Source organism: Oleidesulfovibrio alaskensis DSM 16109 (assembly GCF_000482745.1).
Lineage (GTDB): Bacteria > Desulfobacterota > Desulfovibrionia > Desulfovibrionales > Desulfovibrionaceae > Oleidesulfovibrio > Oleidesulfovibrio alaskensis.
The window spans coordinates 1-24,783 of record NZ_KI519495.1 but is presented as its reverse complement, the minus strand read 5'-3'; the positions used below and the strand labels follow the sequence as shown (position 1 = coordinate 24,783).

Here is a 24,783-nt window from a genome sequence, read left to right as displayed (position 1 = left end):
GGAAAACAAGGGTGGAGACTGACATGACTATTCACGTTTTGCTGGTGGATGACGAGGTCGACTTTGTACAGACCTTGGCCGAACGTCTGCGAATCCGCGGCATGACCGTGGACACGGCTCATGACGGGGAGCACGCATTGCAGATTGTGAATGACTGCGGGGCATCGGTGATGGTTCTTGATCTCAGGCTTCCCGGCATGGACGGGCTGGAAGTGCTGCGTCATGTCCGCAAACAATGTCCGCGGATGCAGGTTATTATGCTGACAGGGCACGGAGGCCGTAAGGACGAGGATTCTGCCAGGGTTATTGGTGCTTACGAGTATCTTAATAAGCCGGTGGACATCAGTCAGCTCTCTGAGGTCATTGCGGCGGCTGCCGAGGAAGCGGCGCTGCAGGGCGCGGAGTAGGCCCCTTGCAGGGCCGCCTAGCAATGGAGGATGTATGGAAACACCCTTAGTACGGGATGTTATGATCCCTGTTTCCGAGTATGTTGTCATCGAAGAAGGCGGTGTTCTGGCCGATGCGTTTATGGCGCTGGAGCAGCACTGCCGCGAAAAAGGCACCGGTAAACCGCACCGTGACGTGCTGGTGACACGTGGCGGCACGGTGGTCGCAAAGCTGACCATGCTGGACGTGTTCAAATCACTTGAGCCGAAGTACGAGCATGTGGACCCTGAACGCTATCAGGGCAGAACGCTTACTTCCGACCTTGTGAACCGGCTTATCCGCGACTTCGGTCTGTGGTCCGACCCCACTGCTTCGCTGTGTGTCAAAGCGGGCTCGTGCAAAATAACAGACATCATGCATGTGCCTGAACAGAGCGAATACGTGGAGGAATCCGACACGGTGGAACACGCACTGCACCGCTACATTCTGGGTGTGCACCAGCCGCTGCTGGTACGCAAAGAGGGGAAAGTGACGGGTGTGCTGCGTCTGGGCGATGTTTTCGACTATCTGAGAACAAAAATTACGGAGTGTGCCGCCGGTTAGCCGGGGTGCTTTTTTGAAAAAGGAACAACGTATGTCTACCAAAGCTCAATCGACATCGTTTGACTGGAAGAGACTGTGCTTCATGTTGCTGGGGGTGACTGCTTTTCTGGTGATCTACTATTCTCCGGCGTGGCCGGATGCGGTGGATCCGCTGGGTGAACGGTTCCCGCTTTCGAAAGAGGCCAAGGGTGCTCTTGCCGTATTTATGTTTGCCGGTCTGTGGTGGGTGTTCGAGGTGGTGCCCATCGGCATCACCAGTCTGGGTATCGGCGTGCTGCAGGTTCTTTTCTTTGTCCGTCCGCCCGAAAAAGCGTTCAAGGACTTCATGGACCCGTCGGTGCTCTTTATTTTTGCTTCCATCATGATCGGTCTGGTGTTTACCAAAACCGGGCTGACAAAGCGACTTGCCTATAAAATGCTGATGGTCGTGGGTGAAAAAACAAGCCGCATCTATCTGGGCGTGTTTGTGGTCACCGCGCTGCTGACGCATATTATGGCACATACTGCGGTGGCGGCCACCGTGTATCCGCTGCTGCTGGCCATTTATGCTCTGTACGACGACACCGGCAGCAAGACCCGTTTTGGTAAGGGGCTGTTCATCGGCATGGCCTATGTGGCCGGCGCAGGCTCCATCATCACGCTGCTCGGTGCCGCCCGCGGTGCCGTGGCCGTAGGCTTTTTCAAGGAGATAGTGGGTACCGAGGTCTCGTTCTTCGAGCTTACCTACTACATGGCCCCCATCGGCTGGCTCATGGTGTTTCTGCTGTGGGGCTTCTTCATGATTTTCTGCAAGCCCGAACGCGACACCATACCCGGACTGCGTGAAAAGGCCAGAGAACTGAACAAGCAGATGGGGCCCCTGACCCGCAAGGAAATCATGGCCGCCCTTATCGTGGGCATTGTCATTCTGGTCATGAGCCTGCGGTCGTTCTTCCCCATGCTTAAAATGCTGGACAAAACGGCCATCATCCTCATTTCCAGCATCGCGTTTTTCGTATTCAAGATTCTGGATATCAAGGATCTTGAAGATGTGCCGTGGAACATCATCCTGCTGTTTGCGGGCGCCATGAGCATAGGCTACTGCCTGTGGGAAACCGGCGCGGCAAAGTGGCTGGCCGTCAACTGGCTGGTCATGTTCGAAAAAGCCCACTGGTTTGTCTTTGTCATGAGCATCTGCTTCTTTGTGCTGATGATGACCAACTTCATCATGAACGTGGCCGCCATAGCCATATCGCTGCCGGTGGCGCTGGTTATAGCGCCGTATCTCGGCGTATCGCCCGAGGTTATTCTCTTCGGTGCGCTGGTTGTGGCGGGTATGCCCTTCCTGTTGCTGGTGGGGGCGGCCCCCAACGCCATCGCGTACGATTCCGGTCAGTTCACTTCCGGCGAGTTCTTCAAGTACGGGCTGGTCGCCAGTGCGCTGCTGCTGGTAGTGGTCGGGGTTTTCGTTCTGGTGGTCTGGCCGCTTATGGGCATGCCCATCACCGTGCCCAGAGTAGGCATGTAACTGCCTGATACAAGCCGGAGCGCGGCTTCGTGCCGTGCTCCGGCATACGGATATGATCCTTATCGAAGGAGAACGGATATGTCTGAAAAAGTGCTTATCGTCGATGACGAACAGGAATTTCTGGATGCGCTGGCAGAACGCATGCGTGCCCGCGGTATGGATGTGACCACTGCCACATCGCCCATCGAGGCGCTGGCTCTGGTGGCGCGCCGGTCGTTCGATGCCATCGTGCTTGATTTTCAGATGCCCGAACTGGACGGGCTGGAAACCCTTAAACGCATGAAAGATGCCAATGACGATGTTCAGGTCATTGTGCTGACAGGTCATGCCACCGTGGAGCGCGGTGTTGAAGTAATGAAACACGGCGCCATGGATTTTGTGGAAAAGTCCGCCGACATCAACAGTCTGACGGAAAAAATCCAAGAGGCCAGCGCTAAAAAGCTGGTCATCGCGGAAGAAAAGACCCGTGAAAAGATTCAGGCCATTCTCGAAGAGAAAGGGTGGTAAGCAGGACCGCCCCGGCCGACCATGCAGGTGTAAGGAGAGGAACTATGTCTGTCATCGCTGTCCACTATGGGATCTACTGCCACGAAGACCAGTACCTGAGCGCCATCCGGGAGGCTACCGGATACAGTTTTGTTACTGATGACACCGTGGTTGAAGAGGCTTCGCGCCGTTCCGGCATCAGTGCGTCGCGCCTGCGCAAGGCTTTCGACGCCAAGCCGTCCATCTTCAATTCGTTCACCAACGACAGGGAACGCGCCAGAGCGTGGTTCCGCATGATTGTTGCTGAATATCTGGTCAAGGAAAACGTCATGTTCGGCGGGTTTACCGCCATGATGGTGCCTGCGGCGGTAAAACACGCGCTCAAGGTGTGTCTTATCGCCAACAGGGATGCACGGCTTGCGGCTGCCGCAACGCTGGGCATATCAGAGAGCGACGCGCAGAAAACCATGCGCGCAGGTGATTCCGATGCCGCGGAATGGGTGAACACCCTGACCGGCAATACCGACCCGTGGGCTGCCGGGCTGTATGACATTGTCATACCCGTGGATAAAAGCACCCCGCTGGAGGCTGCCGCCCTTGTGAAGGAAATGCTGGGCCGTGAGGCCGTGCAACCCGACGCCCGCAGCAGAAAAACAGCGCAGGATGCGCTGCTGGCTGCTCAGGTGGAAGTGCAGCTGGCCACCAAGGGCCATTTTGTGGCTGTGGCGGCAGATGCCGGCACGGTCACACTGACGGTCAACGGTCATGTGTCCGACCTTGAGCGGCTGGGCACCACGCTGCGGGCTGCTGTTATCGACATGCCCGGAGTGGATGACGTGCGTGTGGTGGGCGGTCGTGACATTCATACCCCGTCCATTTACCGGCAGTGCAATTTTGAATTGCCCAACAGAGTGCTGGTGGTGGACGATGAGCGCGACTTTGCCCAGACGCTTTCGCAGCGGCTGGAAGTGCGCGAAATGGGTTCCGCCGTGGCATATGACGGTGAATCGGCACTGGAGATCGTGGAACGCGATCAGCCGGAAGTGATGATTCTTGACCTGAAAATGCCCGGAGTGGACGGCAAGGAAGTACTGCGCCGCGTAAAGGAAACCCGTCCTGAAGTGGAAGTGATCATTCTGACCGGTCAGGGTTCGGAAGCGGACCGCGAAGAATGCATGAAGCTGGGCGCATTCGCGTATCTGGAAAAACCCGTGGATATCGAACAGCTCAGTTCCGTACTGCTTAAAGCAAATACCAAGGCGCGTCAGAACCTGAAAAGCGCCTGATGATAACCCGCCGGCGGTTCTGTAAAAGAACCGCCGGTTTCTGCGGGCAAGTGCCCGCAGCCGATTCTTCCGCACTCTGAGTTTGTGACCGTACAGGCTCACACAGGAAAAACGCTCCGGCGCGCATGTGGCGCGTCCGGGGCGTTTTTAGTACTGCGGCATCAGCGGCTGCACACCGCTGCGGGTTTTATCCCTCTGCGGGGGCACAGGTCATTATGTATTCTGCCCTGCCGGTGTGCGGGTCGGTGTTGCGGGCTGCTATGGTGCACCCCTGCGCCAGATAAAAGTCGCAGGCCTGCCGGTTTTCGGCGTAGACATTAAGAGTCAGGCCGCCCGCCTGACGCAGTGCATGGGCAAAAAGGCAGCGTCCTGTGCCGTTGCGCTGTCGCCGTGGCGCCACAAACAGCGCGGCCAGATGGCGTTTGTGCAGTGCGTAAAAACCCGTGATGCCCTGCGGTGTGTCGTATACGCAAACTGTTGTGGCCGAAGGCAGATAGACGGTGCGCATGGCTTCAATGTTGTCGCGCCAGAATGCGGCATCGATAAAGCTGTGCGCCGCGATGGACGCTTCAAGCCAGATGTCCAGTATGGCTTCGGTATCACGGCGGGTGGCGGGACGTATGCTCATTGAGTGTTCCTGTGGCGTGCCGCGCGAGGCGGTGTTGTCAGCGGAAAAAACAGCCCGCCATGCAGCGTATGAGCGCATGGCGGGCAGAAGTAAACAGCGCAGAAGCAGACAGCGTCGTGCGTTAAAGCGCATTGCCGACGGCAGTCCGTGGCCGGTACGCAACCCGCTTTTCACCGGGTGTGCATTGCCGGCGGCCTGCATTGCAGGGGTGTTACCAGGTCAGCCGCATTTTGCAGCCCATGGCCTGAATCTGTTTTTTCAGGTCGGGTATGGTGTATTCGCCGTAATGCACAATGGACGCGATGAGCGCTGCAGAAGCGCCGCCTTTGGTCAGGGCGTCATACATATGCGCAGGATGTCCGGCCCCGCCCGAGGCGATGACGGGAATCTGCACGGCATCGCTTATCATGCGGGTCAGGGTCAGTTCGTAGCCGTCCTTGGTACCGTCGGCGTCTATGGAGTTGACGCAGATTTCACCGGCACCCAGCACTTCTGCTGTTTTCGCCCAGTCCAGCGCGTCCATGCCCATGTGTTTGCGTCCGCCGTGGATGACGATTTCGTACCCCGAGGGGATGGCTTCTGTCGGGGCCACGCGCTTGACATCCATGCCCAGCACAATGGCCTGCGAACCGAAACGGGCGGCCCCTTTGCTGATGATGTCAGGGTCTTTCACCGCACCGGAATTGACCGAAACCTTTTCCGCACCGGCGTTGAGCGCGTCGCGCATATCGTCCACGGTGTTTATGCCGCCGCCCACGGAAAAAGGTATGAAAATGCTCGAAGCCACCTTTTCCACAATATCAAGAAAGATACCGCGCCCTTCGTGCGATGCGGTGATATCGTAGAAAACAATCTCGTCGGCGCCCTGTTCGTAGTACCGTCTGGCGCTTTCCACGGGGTCGCCTATGTCCACATTGCCCTGAAATTTTATGCCCTTGGTCAGGCGGCCGTCACGCACGTCAAGGCAGGGGATAATCCGTTTACTGAGCATTGGCGGCCTCCTTGCAGTATGCGTGGAAGTTGCTGAGCAGCTTCAGTCCGGGTCTGCCGCTTTTTTCCGGATGGAACTGGACGGCCCACAGCCCCGGCCCGCCGTGAACAGAGCAGAATTCCTTGCCGTACGTCGTGGTGGCAATGACATAGTCCGGCTGCGGGTTGGGAAAGTAGCTGTGCACAAAATAAAATTCGGCATCATCGGAAATGCCTTTGAAAAGTGCGCACGGCTTTCTGGGTATCACTCTGTTCCAGCCCATGTGCGGTACGCGGATGGGCGCGCCGGTTTCGTCTTCCAGCGCGGGATTGAACAGATGGCATTCTCCGGGAATGATGCCCAGCGTACGGGTATCGTTTTCCTGACTGTAGTCCAGCATTATCTGGCAGCCTACACAGATGCCCAGCAGCGGTTTGCCTGCTTCCACCTGCTCTTTGAGCACAGCGTCAAGTCCGGCGGCCGTCAGTTCGTCCATGGCCTGTCCGGCGGCCCCCACGCCGGGAAAGATGATGCCTTCCGAGGCGGCGATCTCGGCGGGGTCCGCCGTGATCACGTTGGGGATCCCGATGTGGTTCAGGGCACGGCGCACGCTTGTCTGGTTGCCGGCCTTGTATTTCAGGATCGCAAGCATGGTTCCCTCCTCTTGCGGGGTTTAGGTACTCGGCAATTATCAGCTTCACGCCGTAAAGAGCAAGCGTTTCCTGCACTCTATAACGTCGCGGGCACATTCTGTGACGGCAGGGCAAACTCTGGTGCTTGCGTTTGTGGGGCATCAAAGGGTATAAAGGCGGGATTGCTGACGGGGCATAGGCTTCGTGTGCATGTTCCTCAACAATCACAAAAGGATGCCCGCGGGCTTCTTTTCTCGCCTGGTACTGCGGGGCGCGCAGGCTGTCGCACCCTGTGCCGCAACGTCTGCGGCCGGACTGCCTTGCCCGGAAAGCGTGATTGTTCACCAGCTTTTTCGCGCGTCCGCCTTATGGTGTAACACCTAACCAAGACGACATACAGCGAAGCGAAATGCCAAAGCGGACCGACCTCAAGCGTATTATGGTCATCGGCTCGGGGCCTATTGTCATCGGACAGGCCTGCGAATTCGACTACTCCGGAACTCAGGCCGTAAAGGCCCTCAAGGAAGAAGGCTACGAGGTGGTGCTGGTCAACTCCAACCCCGCCACCATCATGACCGATCCCGGTCTTGCCGACCGGACGTACATCGAACCCATTGAACCGGAAACCGTCGCCGCCATCATCCGCAAAGAGCGACCCTGCGCGCTGTTGCCCACTCTGGGCGGTCAGACCGGCCTGAACACGGCGCTTGCCGTGGCCGAAACAGGCGTGCTGGAAGAGTGCGGCGTGGAACTGATAGGCGCCACCCGTGACGTTATCAACAAGGCGGAAAGCCGCGATCTTTTCCGTCAGGCCATGGCCAACATAGGCCTGAAAGTGCCCGCCAGCGGTATAGCCCGCACCATGGACGACGTGCGCAGGCTGGGCGCCGAAATGCCCTTTCCGCTTATTGTGCGGCCCGCATTTACTCTGGGCGGCAGCGGCGGCGGCATAGCCTACAACATGGAAGACCTTGAGGAAATCGCTTCGCAGGGCCTTGCGGCCAGCATGCAGAGCGAAATCCTTGTGGAACAGTCTGTGCTGGGCTGGAAAGAATATGAGATGGAAGTCATGCGCGACCGCAATGACAACTGCGTCATCGTGTGCTCCATCGAAAACATCGATCCCATGGGCGTGCATACCGGCGACTCCATCACCGTGGCACCTGCCCAGACGCTGACCGATGTCGAATACCAGATGATGCGCGATGCCTCCATTGCCATCATGCGTGAAATCGGCGTGGAAACCGGCGGTTCCAACGTGCAGTTCGGCATCAACCCCGAAAACGGCGACATGGTGGTCATCGAAATGAACCCCCGTGTGTCGCGTTCTTCCGCACTGGCATCCAAAGCCACCGGCTTTCCCATAGCCAAAATCGCGGCAAAGCTGGCAGTGGGCTATACGCTGGACGAAATTCCCAACGATATCACCCGCGAGACCATGGCGTCGTTCGAGCCGTCCATCGACTACTGCGTCATCAAGCTGCCGCGGTTCACCTTTGAAAAATTCCCCGGTTCGCGCGACGAACTGAACACCGCCATGAAAAGCGTGGGCGAAGCCATGGCCATAGGCCGTACCTTCAAGGAAGCCCTGCAGAAAGGCCTGCGTTCGCTCGAAGTGGGCGCTGCCGGTTTCGGGGGCAACTACCGCGAAGAGCTGCCCGCGCGTGAAGACATCATGCCGCGGCTGCGCACGCCCAACTCCAGACGCATATTCTGGCTGCGTCTGGCCATGCTGGCCGGATTCACGCTGGAAGAGCTGTATGAAATCACGGCCATCGACCCCTGGTTTCTGCGGCAGTTCAAAGATGTGCTGGACATGGAAGCGGCCCTCAAGGGATTTGCGCTGGCAAACTCCATGGTGGCGGAGAACCCCGACCTTGTGTCGCTGATGAAGCGGGCCAAGGAATACGGTTTTTCCGACAGACAGCTTGCCGAAATGTGGAAGCTGCCCGAATCCGCCGTGCGCGATCTGCGCAAGTCCATGGGCATCCGGCCCACCTATTATCTGGTGGATACCTGCGCGGCCGAGTTTGAAGCCTATACGCCGTATTATTACTCCACATACGAAACAGGCAGAGAGCTTGTGGCCGAAGACCGTAAAAAGGTCATCATCTTCGGCGGCGGACCCAACCGCATCGGGCAGGGCATCGAGTTTGACTACTGCTGCTGTCATGCATCGTTCGCTCTGCGCGATATGAACGTGCAGTCCATCATGGTCAACTCCAACCCCGAAACCGTCTCCACCGACTACGACACCTCGGACAGGCTGTATTTCGAGCCGCTGACCTTTGAGGATGTCATGAACATTGTGGAAGCGGAAAAGCCGGACGGTGTCATAGTGCAGTTCGGCGGGCAGACACCGCTGAACCTCGCCGTGCCGCTCATGCGCGCCGGTGTGCCCATTCTGGGTACACATCCCGATTCCATCGACCGTGCCGAAGACCGCGAGCGTTTTCAGGCGCTCATTCAGAAGCTGGATCTGCTGCAGCCTGCCAACGACACCGTGATGTCGCTGGAAGAAGCTCTGAAAGCCAGCGAGACCATCGGATATCCCGTGGTTGTGCGCCCCAGCTACGTGCTGGGCGGGCGTGCCATGGAAGTGGTTTACGATGCGGAACAGCTGCGGACGTACTTTGCCAACTCGGTGGGCAAAGCTCCGGAGCATCCCATACTTATCGATAAGTTTCTTGAAAACGCCACAGAGGTTGACGTGGACGCCCTTTCCGACGGGTGCGATACCTACGTTGCCGGCATTATGGAACATATCGAAGAGGCGGGCATTCATTCCGGCGATTCTGCCTGTGTGATTCCGCCCCACACGCTGCCTGCTGATATTGTGGAAGAAATCCGCCGTCAGACCGTTGCGCTGGCAACAGAGCTGAAGGTGGTGGGACTCATGAACATTCAGTTCGCCATCAAGGACGGACGCGTGTTCATCCTTGAGGTCAACCCCCGCGCTTCGCGCACCGCGCCTTTTGTTTCAAAGGCCACGGGCGTGCCGCTGCCCCGTCTGGCAACACAGGTGATGATGGGAACGCCGCTGCGCGAACTCGACCCGTGGAGCATGCGCCGCAGAGGCTACTTCTCCGTTAAGGAATCCGTCTTCCCGTTCAAGCGCTTCCCGGGTGTCGATATTCTGCTTGGCCCCGAAATGCGTTCCACGGGCGAGGTGATGGGCATGGGCCGCACATTTGAGGAAGCCTTTATGAAGGGGCAGATCGCCGGCGGACAGAAACTGCCGCAGGAAGGCAAGGTCTTCATTTCCGTCAACGACAAGGACAAACCCTACGTTGTGGAAGTGGCGCGTGTGTTCGCCGGTCTGGGGTTTGAGGTGCTGGCCACCAAAGGCACATGCAAGCTGCTGGAAGAAAACAATGTTTCATGTACGCCTGTGTACAAGGTGTACGAGGGCAGACCCAACATTGTGGACTTCATAAAGAACGGCGAGGTTTCGCTGGTGGTGAACACCGCCTCCGGAAAGCGTACTGTTCAGGATTCCAAGGACATCCGGCAGGCGACGCTGCTGTACGGGGTACCCTACAGCACCACGGTATCCGGTGCGCACGCCATCGCGCGGGCCATTGCCGAGCAGCGCCGCTGCGGGCTTACCGTGAAAAGCCTGCAGGAATACTACGCGGGCAGCACCGAAGCGCCCGTATGCGGGGAAAAATAATATCATGAAACGTGAATACTGCGGCGTCTTCGGCATATACAACCATGCCGAAGCCGCCCGCATGACCTACTTCGGACTGTATGCGCTGCAGCACCGCGGGCAGGAAAGTGCGGGCATTGTAACATGGGACGGTTCGGCCCTGCGTGAAGAACGCGGCATGGGGCTGGTGCCGGAAGTGTTCAATGAACGGCATCTGAGCAAAGAACTCAAAGGCGATATCGCCATCGGCCACACCCGCTATTCCACCACCGGCGCATCGCTGCTGCGCAATGCCCAGCCGTTCCGTGTGCGCTATAAAAACATGGATATAGCCATCGCCCACAACGGTAATCTGGTAAACACCGTGGAGCTTCGTTCCAGACTGGAAGAAAGCGGCTCCATTTTCCAGACGACCAACGACAGCGAGGTAATTGTCCATCTGATTGCCAAGCACATGAACGGAGGCACTGTCGAAGAAGCCGTCATGGCTGCCTGCCGCGAGGCACGCGGTGCGTATTCGCTGCTTATTCTGGCCAATGATAAGATGATAGCCGTGCGTGACCCGCACGGCTTTCGTCCTTTGCTGCTGGGAAAAGTGGGCGACGCGCATGTCTTTGCCAGTGAATCGTGCGCCTTTGATCTGCTGGAGGCGGAGCTTATCCGTTCCGTCAAGCCGGGCGAGATGATTGTCATCGATAAAGGCAAGGTGCACAGCTATGATATGGATATGGGCAAAAAGCGCCACCACTGTATCTTCGAGCTGATCTACTTTGCCCGCCCCGATTCCATGGTATTCGGAGAAAATGTCTACTTCTGCCGCAAAGCCATGGGCAAGCAGCTGGCCACGGAAGCGCCGGTGGATGCCGACTTCGTCATGCCCTTTCCCGATTCCGGCGTATACTGCGCCGTGGGATACGCCCAGCAGTCGGGGTTGCCGTACGAGCATGCCATGATCCGCAACCACTATGTGGGCCGCACCTTTATCCAGCCTTCGCAGGATATGCGTGATTACAGCGTAAGGGTGAAGATCAACCCTGTGAAGGATATGATCAAGGACAAGCGCATCATCATTGTGGATGATTCCATCGTGCGGGGTACCACCATCCGCACCCGCGTGAAAAAACTGAGGGAGCTGGGCGCCCGCGAAGTGCATTTCCGCGTGAGCTGCCCCCCCATCAAGTTTCCGTGTTTCTACGGCATTGATTTTGCCTCCAAGGGCGAACTGATTGCGGCCAACCATTCCGTAAGAGAGATAGAACGCTTTATCGGTTTGGACAGCCTGCATTACATCAGCATAGAGGGGCTGCTCAAGTCGGTCAGTACGCCGGATGACTATTGTCTGGCATGCTTTACCGGCAGCTACCCGTTGCAGTGCGAAGGAAATCTGAAGTCGTGCCTTGAGTGCGGCTGCTAAATACGACATATTGTGCATGCGGGCTGCCGTGCCGGACACGGTGTGCCCGCATGCGCTTTTTTTATCGCAGCGTCATCCGGTGTGTATCCGACAGCCCTGGCCGGAGGCGATGCAACTCATAACAGGGATTCCGAACTTATGACTCAGGACGCACAATGCACCCGCCGCACGGACTGGATTCCGCTGGCGCGCGAGGTGCTGGATATTGAAATTGAAGGCATTGCCGCCATGCGCGACAGACTGAACGGCGGTTTTGTGGATGCGCTGACACTGATGGCACGCTGCACGGGCCGCGTTGTCATTACCGGGCTGGGTAAATCCGGCCTGGTGGGCCGCAAACTGGCGGCCACGCTGTCGTCCACAGGAACTCCCGCTTTTTTTCTGCACCCTGTGGAAGGTGCGCACGGCGACATGGGCATGCTGCGCAGTGATGATGTCATCATCGCCATATCCAATTCCGGCGAGACTGACGAACTGAACGCCATTCTGCCCGCATTGCGCAGTCTGGGGGCTTCGCTTATCGCCATGACAGGCGGACTGGAGTCCACGCTGGCAAAGAGTGCCGATGTGGTGCTTGATACCGGCGTCCGCCGCGAGGCGTGCCCGCTCAATCTTGCGCCCACTGCCTCCACCACGGCTGTGCTGGCCATGGGCGACGCCCTTGCTGTATGTCTTATCCATTGGAAATCATTTACTGAAAATGATTTTCTGCGGTTTCATCCGGGCGGTTCGCTGGGGCACCGGCTGAGTATGCGGGTGGAAAGTCTGATGCATACCGAAAACCTGCCCGTGGTGCGCGAGACCGTGCGGACGGGAGAAGCGCTGCGCGTGCTGGACGAGGGACGGCTGGGCACTGTGCTGGTGACGGATGGTCAGGGGCGCCTGTCGGGCATTCTGACGGACGGCGACGTGCGCCGCATGGTCTGCCGCGAGGCGGGCGTGGAAACCGCATCGCCGGTGGCCAATGTGATGGTACGCAGTCCGCTGACCGCCAGAAAAGAATTTTCAGTGGCGCAGCTTATTGATATGATGGAAGAAAAAGCTATCACCGTGCTGCCCATCACCGGTGATGACGGACTGCTGCTGGGGGTTGTGCACCTGCATGACCTGCTGGGCAAGGGCGGAGTTAAATTTTCGCGCTGACAGGCCCGTGGCATGGTAACGGCGCACCGCGGTGCGCCGTTTTTGTATGCTGTGTACGGGACGCGGCTGCGGCGGTGCATACCCTGTTGTCTGCGGGCGCGTGCACCGTATGCAGGCCGCGCTGCCGGCAGGATACCGGAGGTATATTATGAATGATCGTAAGGTGAGCGACAGCGATACCATTATGACGCACAGAGGCTTGCCGCAGGATGCCAACCCCGCCGGCAACATCCACGGCGGCACCATTCTGAAGCATATCGATCTTGCCGGTGCCGTGGCGGCCATGCGCCACGCCAGAGGCCGCACGGTGGTCACCGCGTCCATCGACAGGATGGAATTCAAGGCTGCCGTACATGTGGGAGAGCTTATGGTGCTGAAGGCCAGCGTGAACATGGTCAGTAATACGTCCATGGAAGTGGGGGTACGTGTGGAGGCTGAAAACCTGCTCACGGGCGAGGTGCGGCATGCTGCTTCGGCATACCTGACATTTGTGGCCATGGATGAAAACCGCAGACCGACTGCAGTGCCGGGCCTGATACTGGAAACGCCCGAGCAGCACCGCCGTAACCGCGAAGCCCTCATGCGGCGCGAGGTGCGGCGCGAAGAGCGGCGGCGTGAAAAACTGTCGCAGGAAGGGCAGACTCTGGCCCGTGATGAAGGCGTGAAAGAACTGTACTGATGCACCGCGGACGGGCAGTGATTTTTTTGTGGAGTGCTGTGTGTGCATGCCGCGCTGCGCCTGTTGCGGAACATTTTTTGCTTTTTTTATCCTGCCGTACGGATACCGGCAGAAAGTGACGCCCCGCCAGACCTACAGACAGGACAACGATTATGCGCAACGCGCCGGAACGCGATTTGATGACCTCTCTTTTCCGCAGGCAGCATCTGACCAACGGTTATACCGATCCCGCACTGGCCATGCAGATGGCCGACCATTTGCTGCGTGACCTGCAGGCTCAGCCGCCGCAGGAGGGTATGCAGCGCATGGCACTTGCCAGAGGGCTGCTGCGTCAGGCCCTGTTGCTGAATCCCTTTGATTCGGCATTGCGGGGGGTGGTGGCTTCGCTGTGCGCGGGACAGCGGGCTTCCGAAGTGTACATGCGCTGGCTGTGTGCTGTGCGCGATGTGCTCGATTCCGGCCCTGCCGTGTATATGGGCGATGTGCTGCAACGGACCACCGCGCTGGAAAAAGATGACGAAAAGCTGCTGCACGGCGCGCTGTACGGTGATTCTCCGGCTTACCGGTTCACCTGCGCGGGTATTCTGTGGGAAATAGGCAACGGTGCTTTTTTTGAACAGGCGGCACGGGCATTTGTGCAGACTCCGGAAGGCGGCATAGCGGCGCCGTTTTTTGCGTGGGGCGCGCTGAGCATGAACCGTCCGGAGCTGTGCCGCGAGCTGTTGTCACTTGCCGTACCCGGCCCTGTGTCGCTGCATGTGAGCGCGGAACTGGCACTGCGTGAAGGGCACAGAGAACAGGGGATAGCTCTGCTGCGTGATGCCCTGCAGGCCGAACCTGCCTTGTTTTTTCTGGTGTACAGGCTGGTGGAGACATTGCGCGGTGCACCGCCTGCCGGTTTTGAAAGTGTGGCCCGCGGCAGAAGTGTCAGTGTGGCTCTGTACACATGGAACAAATTTGACGTGACTCTGGATACGCTGCGCAGCCTTGTGCACAGCGATATAGGCAATGCATCCATCACGCTGCTGAATAACGGTTCTGATGCGTTTTCGCCGCGTCAGCTGGAAGATGCCGCGCGGGAAGCCGCCTGCGGCAGGCCTGTGGATTTTATCCATCTGCCGGTGAATGTGGGCGCCCCGGCGGCCCGCAACTGGCTGTGGCAGCTGCCTGCCATGCGGCAGGCGGACTATGTGGCGTATCTGGACGACGATGTGCTGCTGCCCGAAGGCTGGCTGCGCATGTACATGCAGTCGCTTGATGAATACCCGCAGGCTGCGGTGGTGGGGCCCAAGGTGGTCAACCCCGGCAGCATCGCGTCAGTGCAGTATGTGCTGCGCAACTTTTACAAGGCGGGTAACAAGCTCATACGCTTCACAAACAACGCTCCGCTGTTCTGGGATATGGGGCAGTATGACTACCGCAGTCCGTGCCTTTCGGTCATGGGCTGCTGTCATCTGTTCAACAGGCGGTTGTGCGACAGGCTGGGGGTTCCGCAATTCGATGTTCGTTTTTCGCCGTCGCAGGTGGATGATATCGAGCATGATATTCAGGTATGGAACGCCGGCGGCAGGGTGCTGTATGACGGGCGTGTATGTGTGGTGCACCGGCAGGACACCGGCCGCAAGGCGCCGCTGAGCGAGGCAGGCTGGGGGCATGTGTGGGGCAACCACATGAAGATGGAGGCAAAGTTTTCCGGCGAGCGTCTGAAAGAGCTTAAACAGACGGTGGAAGACTGCGGCTTCAGTCATTTCACGGCTGCGCTGCAGACTGTGGCCCCGCTGCTGAGCCGCGAGGCACGGGGAGAGCTGGCGGCCATGACAGGCGGTGCCGGCTGACGGCAGGTGTTTTTTCCGGTTACGGCCCGTGATCTCTGCCCCGCCTGTGCGGGGTTTTCTTATGCCGCTTCGGGGCAGACGGTAAATGCAGCCGTGACAGGTCCGTCGGGGCGTTTTGTGCGGGCGGCACCCGCAAGGGACGTGTCGCGCTGCACATGGCGTGACAACGGAAGAGGCGATTTTGTTTCTTATGCCTGCTGCGCATGGCCGGTCGGGCGTGTTCTTGTGTTTACCGGCAAAAGAGTCTAAAAGCTCCCGATTCCGACTGAATACTGTAATGAAGCATACGCACTGATTCGAAGAACGGGGAACACGGACGGAGGTTGCGGCTACACAACGTTATTCATCATCAATCGAGGTTATCAGTGCGACGGTTCTTCATAGTCTGTTGTCTCGCTCTTTCGGGCATGTTTCTCAGCCTTCCGCACACGGCCCGGGCCGCAGGATTTGCCATGTACGAATTCAGCGCCCGCGGCAATGCTCTGGGCGGCGCCATGGTTGCGCGCAAGGCCAGTCCTTCTTCCATTGCGTTCAACCCTGCGCTGATTACGCAGCTTAAGGGTACTCAGATGGCTGCGGGCATGACGCTGGTAGACCCCAGCGCCACCGTGGAAGTGAAAGGGCAGGAAACTGTCTCCGCCAAAAAGAATTACTGGGCCATTCCTCATGCCTACGCCACGCGGCAGGTCAACGATGCGCTGTACTACGGTGTCGGCGTGTTTTCCCGTTTCGGTCTGGGTAATGAATATTCCAAAGACTGGTTCGGTAAAGACCAGCTGTATTATGTGGGCATACAGTCCCTGTCGGTGAACCCCGTCATGGGGCTTAAACTTACCGACAAGCTTTCGGTCGCCTTTGGCATTGAGGCCATGTGGTTTGACTATGAGCAGAAAAACATAGTGGAAGCCGGTGCCGGCGGCAGGCTGGACGGCCGTGTGAACGGCGAAAGCATAGGCTACGGCATTAATCTGGGCATTCACTATCAGCCTGTGGAATGGCTTGCGCTGGGCGCCAGCTGGCGTTCCGGCATCAAGCAGAACCTGAAGGGCACGGGCTATTTCAGCGGTTCCGGCCCCCTTTTCAGCAACTGGGGCGATACCGATGCGCGCGGCAGCGTGAACCTGCCCGACATGCTTTTTCTGGGGGTATGTGTGATGCCCACCGACAGGCTGAGCATTGAAGCGGGTGCGGTACGTACCGGCTGGACAAGCTATGACAAGCTGGTCATCGATTATAACAACCCCAGTGTGGCAACGACGGACAAAACCACCGAGTGGAAGGATGTCTGGCGGTTTAACGTGGGGGTTGAATATGCCCTTAACGAGATGCTGGACCTGCGTGCCGGCTATGTTTATGACAATTCGCCGCTCAACGAAAACTATCTTGATTTTCTGGTGCCTGCCAACGACAGGCATCTTTTCAGCGGCGGTGTGGGCATACATCAGGGGCCGTGGACGCTGGACCTCAGCTACACCTACCTGCTTATCAAGGAACGCACAGGCAGTGTGACCACCACAATGGGCGGTGAAAACAGAGTGCGCTTCAAAGACGGAGACGCTCACCTTGTGGGCATGACGCTGGGATACCGCTTTTAGACGGCACCGGCTGCATACGGCTTCAAGCGTGCGGAACACATGTTCCGCACGCTTTTTTTATGTTGTTGCTCCGGCTGGCTGTTGCCGTGTGCCGGTGCGCGGAAGCGGATGAGATGTTGCACCGCGCGTTCTGCGGTAATGCAGCATTCCGGGGCTGCAAAACCGGCAGTCACCGGCGGGGCTTTTGGGAGTATGACATGGCGGGCGCCGCAGCGGATGTGTGACTGCGGGTGAAAAAAACAGGCCGGAAGTAGTATCCCTTCCGGCCTGTGCATTTTCAGATGCGGGTGCCTGTCAGATCAGCCTGTCGAAGATGATGCTGTAGGCGCCTCGGATCAGCAGCGCAAGGCGGTGTTTTGTCCGCAGCTGTTCGGTGCTGTCTGTTTCCAGCTGACCGGTGATAAAAGCGGCAATCTCGGTGAAGTCACTGTCTTTTCTTGCTTCGAGCAGCGTCTGGTACACCTGTATCTGCTGCCAGAGCAGCTTTGTGTTTTTGCTGGACTGGCTGCAATGGTTGGCAAGCCTGCTGATGAATTCGTCAAAGATCAGCTCTGCATCGTCGGGAAAGGACTTGTGCAGCGCAAGATTCCACAGCGCGATAAACAGCGCTGTGAATTCGCGCAGCACTTTTTTTCGGCGGCGGAACTGCAGTCTGCCCACGCGCAGGGTCCGCATTTCCTGTATAAAGGAATACGAACCGAGCACAGCGGTAAAGTTGCGGATCACCTCGTCACTGGAATAGGCGACGGGTGCCGGCCTGTGAAGTTCTTGGGTCATGGCGTAGTCGTTTTATTCAGAGCTGGCGGGCTTCCTGCGTCTTCTGCGTCTTTTGGGCCGCGGATCGCTGTCCTGCTGTTCATTACCGGCTGCCGCCTGTTGGGGCCGTGGTGCCGGAGCGGTGCGCGGCGCGGGCCGCGCTGCGGGGCGCTGCCTGTGTTCTTCCGCCGAAGGCGCGGGAGGAGCGGCATGCAGCGAATCCTGATACAGCTCGTCAATAAGCATGGCCACAAGCTTCATCTGTTCTTCGTCTTCGGCCATCTGGCGTACCATGGGCATGAAACGCTGCATTCTTTCGCGCTGCAGCGGCGAGCGCGAGCGCAGCTTGGCTTCCAGCATGGCGGTCATGCGCTCGGTGGCCACTTTTGCCACGTCTTCATCCGTGGGGGTGGGGCGCATCTGCATGTCTATCTGGTAATGCTTGGCTATGCGGCCCAGTTCCAGCTTCTGCATGATGTCCACCAGCGATATCACTTCGCCGCTGGCTCCGGCACGTCCGGTGCGTCCTGCGCGGTGGATGTACGATTCGTGGTCTTCCGGCGGTTCGTACAGCACCACATGTGAAAGATCGGGAATGTCAATGCCGCGGGCCGCCACATCGGTGGCTACCAGAAAACGCACCTGCCCGTTGCGCAGTTTTTTGAGCACCTGTTCCCGTTTGGCTTGCGAAAGATCGGCAGACAGTTCGTCGGCATTGTATCCGAAGCCCTGCAGCACGGCCGTCACATAGTGCACGTTGGACTTGGTGTTGCAGAAGATGATGGCCGACGCGGGATTTTCTATTTCAATGATGCGTACAAGCACACGGTCTTTTTCCATGGGCTTGCATTCGTAAAAAACGTGCGGGGTCTGCGTGATGTGCACCTGAGAATGACTGAGGCTGAGCATCTGAGGATCGTGCAGAAATTCCCCGGCAAGCCGGACAACATGCGGCGGATATGTGGCGGAAAAAAGATAGGTGCTGATGCGTCTGCGCGGCAGGTACCGCTGCACTTCTTTCATATCGGGGTAGAAACCGATGGAAAGCATGCGGTCCGCTTCGTCGAACAGGAGCACACGCAGCGCGTCCAGCGTGAGCGTGCGGCGCAGAAGGTGGTCCAGCACACGACCGGGAGTGCCCACCACCAGCTGGGCTCCGGCCTTGAGGGCGTCGGTCTGTTTGCCGTAGCCCACACCGCCGTACACGGCGGCAATGTTTATGCCCAGCTCCTGATACAGCACTTCGGCTTCATGCACGACCTGCAGGGCCAGTTCGCGGGTGGGCACCAGCACCAGAGCCTGACATTCGTTTTTGTGCGGGTCGATGCGGTCAATCAACGGCAGCAGGTAGGCACCGGTTTTGCCGCTGCCCGTGCGCGACTGAACCATAAGATCGCGGCGCTGGAGAAAATAGGGCATGGTGTGCAGCTGCACGGGCATCAGGCTCTGCCAGCCGGCGCGTGCGGCGGCCTGCCTGATGGTGTCGGGTACTTCTTCAAAAGTCAGAGCGGGCAGCGCGTTCTCCGGCTCGTCCACGCCGGTCAGTTCGCTGGCCATGCGTGCTGCGGGGTCGTTCTGCAGCTCGTCTCCAAAACCGGAATTCCGGTTGGTTTCATCCGTCATATAACTTCCTTCTCTGGTGCCGCCGACACAGTGCATGCAGTGTACAGGGGCGTATGAAAAGCGCCTCGGGGCGCGTGGGTGCACTGCGGCAGTGTGAACAGACAATGTTCGTGCGGCGCACATAATCTGCTATCATAGCAACCGCGGCATAGATGCGCAAGGCGCACGCAGTGCGGTATCACGGGGCGGCGGGTGAAGATTCCAGCGCCATCACGGCCAGTGCGTTCACGGTGGCTGCCGCCAGTGCAGACCCGCCTTTTCTGCCCTCTATGGTAATCCATGGTACACGGTTTTGCTGTATGAACAGCGCCTTGGATTCCGCCGCGTTTACAAAGCCCACGGGCATGGCGATGACCAGTGCGGGCGCAGGGCAGCCCTGTTCCAGGTGTCCGGCCAGCCGGATGAGCGCCGTGGGTGCGTTGCCTATGGCCACTATGGCTCCTGCCAGTTCGCTGCTGGCGGCGTTCATGGCGGCATGGGCGCGGGTTGTGTTGTCGCGCTGCGCCGCGTGTACCACATCGGGGCGGTTCAGCAGACACGTTACCGTGCAGCCCAGCGGTGTCATGCGGCGCAGGGGTATGCCGGAGCGGGCCATCTCCGTGTCTGTGAATATGGTGCAGCCGTTTTGCAGGGCGCGTATACCCGCCTCCACTGCCTGCGGATGAAACCGTATGTGGTTCAGCAGGTCAAAATCGGCGGTGGTATGCACCAGTCTGCGCGCTATGTGCCAGTGGGCACCGCAGAAGGGGCGCGGCTCGGGCACTTCCGAATCGATAATGGCAAAGGAGCGCGCCTCGATGGCCTGAGGTGCGAAGCATTGCTGAAGAACGGGGGTATCCATATATTTTCCTCCGGCACTGCGGATGTTGCGCTGTCAGGGCGTGGTTACGGATGAACGGCGGCATGCGCCGACAAAAGCGCGGGCCGCGTCGGGGCAGGATGCAAAGTGCAGGTGCACGTAAGACCCCAGAGTGTTGCGCTGCAGGTGGCCTGCCGCTGCGGGGGCGTCGCCGGTACCTCTGTTCAGGGGCGTGCCGTTGCGGTCTGTGGCGTCATAGATGTTGGTAATATTCATTGTATCGTCTCCGGCGGGCGGCGCGCACAGGTGCGAGTAATGAAATTCGTGCCCGCGCAGGACTGTGCCTGCCGCGCCGAGAGGCGAGTCCGCAGTGGTGCGTACCTGCCGGTAGCCCAGCGCCCTGAAGCGTGTGCCCATGGCGCATGAAAAAGGCAGGCAGCCGCACATGGGCCACGATGCTCCCTGCTGGTCGTACAGCTGCTGCATCAGATACATGAAGCCGCCGCACTCGGCATACACTATGCCTCCGGCGAGAGAAAAATCATATACAGCGGTACGCATCAGGGTGTTTTCATACAGTCTGTCCGCGTGAAGTTCCGGATAGCCTCCAGTCAGATACACCCCATGCAGGCCAGCAGGCAGGTGCGCATCATGCAGCGGTGAAAAAAAGACCAGTTCGGCACCGGCTGATTGGAGCAACCGCAGGTTTTCAGCATAGACAAAGCAGAATGCTTCATCGGCTGAAACGCCGATGCGGACAGGCGCTTGTGCAGTGCTGCGGGACTGTACAATGCCGTCGGGTGCTGAACCGGACTGCCGCGTAACACATTGTCCGGCACGTTCTGCTGCCTGACATTCTGCGGTCTGACGCGTTGCTGCCCGAGACGCTGCTGCCCGACGCGCTGCTGTCAGAATGCTGTCCAGACTGACTCCGGCCGTGAACCAGCGGGCAAGCCTGTCCTGCACTCCGGCTGTCAGCGGAGATTCCGCCGCGGTGTTCAGTCCCAGATGGCGGGCCGGTATTTCCAGCGATTCATCGCGTGGCAGAAAGCCCAGCACGGGAATGTCCGGACATGCCGTGCGCATGGCTTCGGCAATGAGACTGCGGTGGTTGCTGCTGCCCACCCTGTTGAAGATAACGCCTGCAAACGGCAGATGCGGGTCAAACCGGACATAACCGGACACCAGCGCCGCGGCGGAACGGGCCATGGAGCGTGCATCCGCAACAAGCACCACGGGGGCTTGCAGCCATGAGGCCAGCTGCGCGGTGGAGCCGCTGTCGCACGAGCCGGACGCGCCGTCAAAAAGGCCCATAACGCCTTCAATGACACCGATGTCCGCAGGATGCCCCGCGGGATTGCTCATGGCGCGTGATACCAGTTCACAGCACGCCTGACGGCCCATTATCCAGCCGTCAATATTCTGGCCCTGCCGTCCGGTTACGGTGCCGTGGTGCCCCGTATCAATAAAGTCCGGCCCTGCCTTGAACGGCTGCACGGCAAATCCGGCGCGGCGCAAGGCAGCCATAAGTGCCAGACTGACTGTTGTTTTGCCGCACCCGCTGTGGGTTCCGGCAATGGTGATGAGCGGATGCATGAAACCGTGCGTTACTCCGCTTCGTCACGCAGAAAAAAGTCGCGGATGATTGCCGCGTCTTCCGTGCGTGCGGTTGCTTCCAGTTCCGGTGCTCCGCCGTGGCAGTAGAACTGTCCTTGCCTCATGTGGACATACCCTGCTGCCAGCACGAGAGTATAGGGCATCTGTTCGCGCATGTCGGCATGGTCGACTCTGTCGGGAAAAATGAAAGGAACCGGCATGCCGGAAAAATCTTCAAAGAGGATGTATTTCATGATGGTTCGACCTCACGGTATTTTGGGTGTGTCCGGCGCGTTCAGCCGCTGACTGTACCTGTGCAGCATAACCGGAACAGCGCCGGATGCATAGAGTATCGGTGTGCAGGGAGTCCGTCCGGCATACGGGCAGGCACCGCATATGCGCATCACGTCCGGTTCCGTCACAGGGCAGATGTGTTACCGGCATAACATGATGCGGAAGCCTGTTTTTATGTATCTGTCTTGCGTATATGCGCAATGTATCAGAACGAAAGAAGATATAAAATGTGAATGCAGTGAGAACAGGCGACCGCCATGCAGCATTTTCGGCCGGGTGCCGGATTTCCGGACAAAAGACAGTTGTTGCCGATGTTTTCAGTATTGACCGTTGTTGTATGAATATCCTACACCAACACCGGTATGCGCGTGTGATACGGAACTTGCAATTTTTTTCTACTACAGGAGCGATGTAATGGAAGCATATCTTAAAGAAGCTCTGGAAATAGTTAAGGCTCAGGCCAGTGTACGCACCATGACAGAAGAAGAGATAACTACCATGGTAAAAACGCTGGCAGAAGGCATCAAGAACATCAGTGAGTGCTCCGTCACAGCCGAAGACGCCGCTGTTGATGCCGTTGACGCCAAAAAAGCCATCAAGGAAAAGACAATCACTTGCGTCGAGTGCGGCAAATCGTTCAAGATTCTGACAAAAAAACACCTTGCAACGCATGGTCTGACGCCGGACGAGTACAGAGCGAAATGTGGTTATAAAAAAGGAACTCCCCTTGTATGCAAGTCGCTGCAACGTGAGCGCCGTAAAAAAATGAAAGACATGAAGCTGTGGGAACGCAGAACACAGAAATAATCGGCTTTACTGCAGACAGGGCACCATGTGTGCCCTTTTTTATTATCATCGGCGGTAAACTTGTTCTGAGGTTATGCTTTCCCTTGTCCTGCCGATAGAATAAAGTGAGCTTTGCCGCATGGCCGTATTTTATTCGATTTCATCAGGGGAAGAACATGAGCATAAAGTGGAAAGTGCTGGCTGTTGCGCTGCTGGGCCCTCTGGTTGTTGCATTGCTGATGGCTGTCAGCTGGGTAAGGGATATCCGGCACGGTGCCGAGGAAGCCATACTGGAAAAAAGCCGCAGCATAGTGCTGATGGCAGAAGCCACACGCCACCAGATGGCAGAAAAGCTGGAGACCGGCGTGGTTCGTCCGCTGGCTGAATTGCCGCCTGACAAGGTCGTATCGGCTGTTCCGGTTGTTACTGCCATGCGCGCCGCAGCGGAAAATGCCGAAAAAGCCGGCTATGAATTCCGCGTACCCAAGGTAAGCCCCAGAAATCCGGCAAACACGCCCACGCCTCTTGAGCTGGAAGTTCTTGCCAAGCTTAAAAAAGAACAGCTTGATGAGTATGTTGTGCGAGAAGCCGATGCCATACGTTATTTCAGACCCGTCAGGCTGACGCAGGACTGCATGTTCTGCCACGGCGATCCCAAAGGATCCAAAGATCCTACCGGAGGCGTGCGTGAAGGCTGGAAGGTCGGCAGCATCCACGGGGCGTTTCAGGTGATCAGTTCGCTGGAAGGCGTGCATGCCCGCGTGCGCAGCGCGGCCATCGGGGTAGGAATTACCACCGTCGGCGTCCTGCTGGTGCTGGGGCTGCTTGCCCGGTATTTTCTGGGGCGCAGTCTGCTTTCGCCTCTGGAGCGTCTGCGCGCGTATGCAGGTGCGGTGGCCGGTGGCGATCTGAAGGCCCGCCCCGAGGGTAAATACGAGGCGGAACTTGCCCTGCTGCGTGATTCCATTGCATCCATGGTGGGCGATCTGCGTGATAAAATGGCCGAATCTGCTGCGCGCACCGAAGAGGCAGCGCAACAGACACAGCGGGCTGAAGCGGCCATGGGCGAAGCCAAAGAGCAGGAGGCGAAGGTGTCTGCCCTGCTGGAAAGCATGGCCCGTATTGCTTCGGAGGCCAAAGAGATAGCCGAGCAGGTGTCGCTGGCTGCGCAGGCGCTTTCGGCGCAGGTGGACGAGGTTGCATCCGGTGCCGGAATTCAGTCTGCCCGCTCGCAGGAGACGGCTGTGGCCATGGAGGAAATGAATGCCACGGTGCTGGAAGTGGCGCGTAATTCTGCAGAGTCCGCCGCCACTGCTGACGAAACCCGCCATAAGGCGGCGGCAGGCGAGAATGTGGTGGAGCAGGTGGTAGCGTCCATCGCCCGTGTGAACAGCCGGGCGCAGACATTGCGCGGCGAAATGGCCGGTCTGGGCAAACAGACGGAAGACATCAGCAGAATTATGGACGTTATCAGCGATATTGCCGACCAGACAAACCTGCTGGCCCTTAATGCAGCCATTGAGGCGGCCAGAGCGGGCGATGCCGGTCGCGGTTTTGCCGTGGTGGCCGATGAGGTGCGCAAGCTTGCCGAAAAGACCATGCATGCCACCAAAGAAGTTGGTGATGCCATAGGGACTATTCAGAAAAGTGCACATGATAATGTGGAGCATGTGGAAAACGCAGCCGGTGCCGCTGATGAAGCCACAGGCAAAGCGCGCGAAGCCGGTGCCGCACTGAAGGAAATAGTGCGGCTGGCAGAGCATACGTCCGATCAGGTGCGTTCCATCGCCACAGCTGCGGAGCAGCAGTCCGCGACCAGTGAAGAAATTAACAGAGCCGTGGATGAAATAAGTGCTGTGGCTACGGATACGGCGGAAGGCATGGATCAGGCCGCAGGCGCAGTGGCACGTCTGGCCGAGCTTGCTGCCCGGCTTGAAGAACTGATTGATGAGCTGAACAGCAGAAAATAACGCTTTCTGAGAGTAACTGCTGAACAAACGGCCCGCCGCAAGGCGGGCCGTTCCCGTTCCCGTTCCCGTTCCCGTTCCCGTTCCCGTTCCCGTTCCCGTTCCCGTTCCCGTTCCCGTTCCCGTTCCCGTTCCCGTTCCCGTT

At 58.3% G+C, this 24,783-nt stretch carries 21 protein-coding genes; 13 read left to right on the top strand and 8 right to left on the bottom strand.

Translation table 11 applies throughout. The features are described from left to right. Positions 1-23 precede the first annotated feature (23 nt). The 5 genes from H586_RS19545 to H586_RS0115400 all read left to right on the top strand — a co-directional run bounded on the left by H586_RS19545 (position 24) and on the right by H586_RS0115400 (position 4,269). Positions 24-407, top strand: a complete 384-nt coding sequence (locus H586_RS19545) for a response regulator (protein WP_011366466.1) — start codon at positions 24-26, stop codon at positions 405-407. Positions 408-441: 34 nt separating this feature from the next. Beyond that, complete coding sequence (locus tag H586_RS0115415; RefSeq protein WP_027182483.1) at positions 442-990, top strand: hypothetical protein; 549 nt, start codon at positions 442-444, stop codon at positions 988-990. Between the two features lie 31 nt (positions 991-1,021). After that, entirely contained in the window at positions 1,022-2,497 is a 1,476-nt protein-coding gene (locus tag H586_RS0115410; RefSeq protein WP_011366468.1) for an SLC13 family permease, read from the top strand. Positions 2,498-2,575: 78 nt separating this feature from the next. Beyond that, entirely contained in the window at positions 2,576-3,004 is a 429-nt protein-coding gene (locus tag H586_RS0115405; RefSeq protein ID WP_011366469.1) for a response regulator, read from the top strand. A gap of 44 nt (positions 3,005-3,048) precedes the next feature. After that, positions 3,049-4,269 (top strand): response regulator, encoded by a 1,221-nt coding sequence (locus H586_RS0115400; RefSeq protein ID WP_011366470.1) that lies wholly within the window; start codon positions 3,049-3,051, stop codon positions 4,267-4,269. A gap of 187 nt (positions 4,270-4,456) precedes the next feature. Here the strand turns inward: H586_RS0115400 and H586_RS0115395 are convergent, their stop codons facing one another. The 3 genes from H586_RS0115395 to hisH all read right to left on the bottom strand — a co-directional run bounded on the left by H586_RS0115395 (position 4,457) and on the right by hisH (position 6,519). Next, entirely contained in the window at positions 4,457-4,897 is a 441-nt protein-coding gene (locus H586_RS0115395; RefSeq protein WP_011366471.1) for a GNAT family N-acetyltransferase, read from the bottom strand. Between the two features lie 211 nt (positions 4,898-5,108). After that, positions 5,109-5,888, bottom strand: coding sequence for an imidazole glycerol phosphate synthase subunit HisF (hisF, locus tag H586_RS0115390; protein WP_011366472.1), 780 nt, complete (start codon positions 5,886-5,888; stop codon positions 5,109-5,111). Continuing rightward, positions 5,878-6,519: an imidazole glycerol phosphate synthase subunit HisH gene (gene hisH / locus H586_RS0115385; RefSeq protein ID WP_011366473.1), complete on the bottom strand. Its 642-nt coding sequence runs from the start codon at positions 6,517-6,519 to the stop codon at positions 5,878-5,880. The genes hisF and hisH overlap by 11 nt, the downstream gene beginning before the upstream one ends. 389 nt (positions 6,520-6,908) lie before the next feature. On the opposite strand from hisH, the gene carB reads away from it, so the two are divergent. The 6 genes from carB to H586_RS0115345 all read left to right on the top strand — a co-directional run bounded on the left by carB (position 6,909) and on the right by H586_RS0115345 (position 16,817). Further along, positions 6,909-10,172: a carbamoyl-phosphate synthase large subunit gene (gene carB / locus H586_RS0115380; protein WP_011366474.1), complete on the top strand. Its 3,264-nt coding sequence runs from the start codon at positions 6,909-6,911 to the stop codon at positions 10,170-10,172. Positions 10,173-10,176: 4 nt separating this feature from the next. Continuing rightward, positions 10,177-11,565: an amidophosphoribosyltransferase gene (gene purF / locus H586_RS0115375; protein ID WP_011366475.1), complete on the top strand. Its 1,389-nt coding sequence runs from the start codon at positions 10,177-10,179 to the stop codon at positions 11,563-11,565. Between the two features lie 138 nt (positions 11,566-11,703). Further along, positions 11,704-12,708 carry a KpsF/GutQ family sugar-phosphate isomerase gene (locus tag H586_RS0115370; RefSeq protein WP_027182482.1) on the top strand — a complete coding sequence of 335 codons (1,005 nt, stop codon included), beginning with the start codon at positions 11,704-11,706 and terminating at the stop codon, positions 12,706-12,708. 148 nt (positions 12,709-12,856) lie between these two features. Next, a complete protein-coding gene (locus H586_RS0115365) occupies positions 12,857-13,387 on the top strand; it encodes an acyl-CoA thioesterase (RefSeq protein WP_011366477.1) in 531 nt (176 codons plus the stop codon). 152 nt (positions 13,388-13,539) lie between these two features. Then, the gene (locus tag H586_RS19540) at positions 13,540-15,222 is read left to right on the top strand and encodes a glycosyltransferase (protein WP_051364063.1); all 1,683 of its coding nucleotides are present in this window, start codon (positions 13,540-13,542) and stop codon (positions 15,220-15,222) included. A gap of 407 nt (positions 15,223-15,629) precedes the next feature. Next, positions 15,630-16,817, top strand: coding sequence for an OmpP1/FadL family transporter (locus H586_RS0115345; RefSeq protein WP_148204095.1), 1,188 nt, complete (start codon positions 15,630-15,632; stop codon positions 16,815-16,817). Positions 16,818-17,111: 294 nt separating this feature from the next. Here the strand turns inward: H586_RS0115345 and H586_RS0115335 are convergent, their stop codons facing one another. From H586_RS0115335 to H586_RS0115315, 5 genes are all read right to left on the bottom strand, one after another. After that, complete coding sequence (locus tag H586_RS0115335; RefSeq protein WP_011366480.1) at positions 17,112-17,594, bottom strand: hypothetical protein; 483 nt, start codon at positions 17,592-17,594, stop codon at positions 17,112-17,114. 12 nt (positions 17,595-17,606) lie between these two features. Beyond that, entirely contained in the window at positions 17,607-19,196 is a 1,590-nt protein-coding gene (locus H586_RS0115330; protein ID WP_011366481.1) for a DEAD/DEAH box helicase, read from the bottom strand. A 178-nt stretch (positions 19,197-19,374) separates the two neighbouring features. Beyond that, positions 19,375-20,037: a precorrin-8X methylmutase gene (locus H586_RS0115325; protein ID WP_011366482.1), complete on the bottom strand. Its 663-nt coding sequence runs from the start codon at positions 20,035-20,037 to the stop codon at positions 19,375-19,377. Positions 20,038-20,070: 33 nt separating this feature from the next. Beyond that, positions 20,071-21,591: a cobyrinic acid a,c-diamide synthase CobB gene (locus tag H586_RS0115320; protein WP_027182479.1), complete on the bottom strand. Its 1,521-nt coding sequence runs from the start codon at positions 21,589-21,591 to the stop codon at positions 20,071-20,073. Positions 21,592-21,602: 11 nt separating this feature from the next. Then, positions 21,603-21,845 carry a hypothetical protein gene (locus H586_RS0115315; RefSeq protein ID WP_011366484.1) on the bottom strand — a complete coding sequence of 81 codons (243 nt, stop codon included), beginning with the start codon at positions 21,843-21,845 and terminating at the stop codon, positions 21,603-21,605. 454 nt (positions 21,846-22,299) lie between these two features. Here H586_RS0115315 and H586_RS0115305 point away from each other — a divergent pair, with 454 nt between their 5' ends. After that, on the top strand, positions 22,300-22,692 hold the full coding sequence (locus tag H586_RS0115305; RefSeq protein ID WP_011366485.1) for a Ros/MucR family transcriptional regulator: 393 nt from the start codon (positions 22,300-22,302) through the stop codon (positions 22,690-22,692). Positions 22,693-22,847: 155 nt separating this feature from the next. Beyond that, on the top strand, positions 22,848-24,641 hold the full coding sequence (locus H586_RS0115300) for a methyl-accepting chemotaxis protein (protein ID WP_027182478.1): 1,794 nt from the start codon (positions 22,848-22,850) through the stop codon (positions 24,639-24,641). Positions 24,642-24,783: the final 142 nt, after the last annotated feature.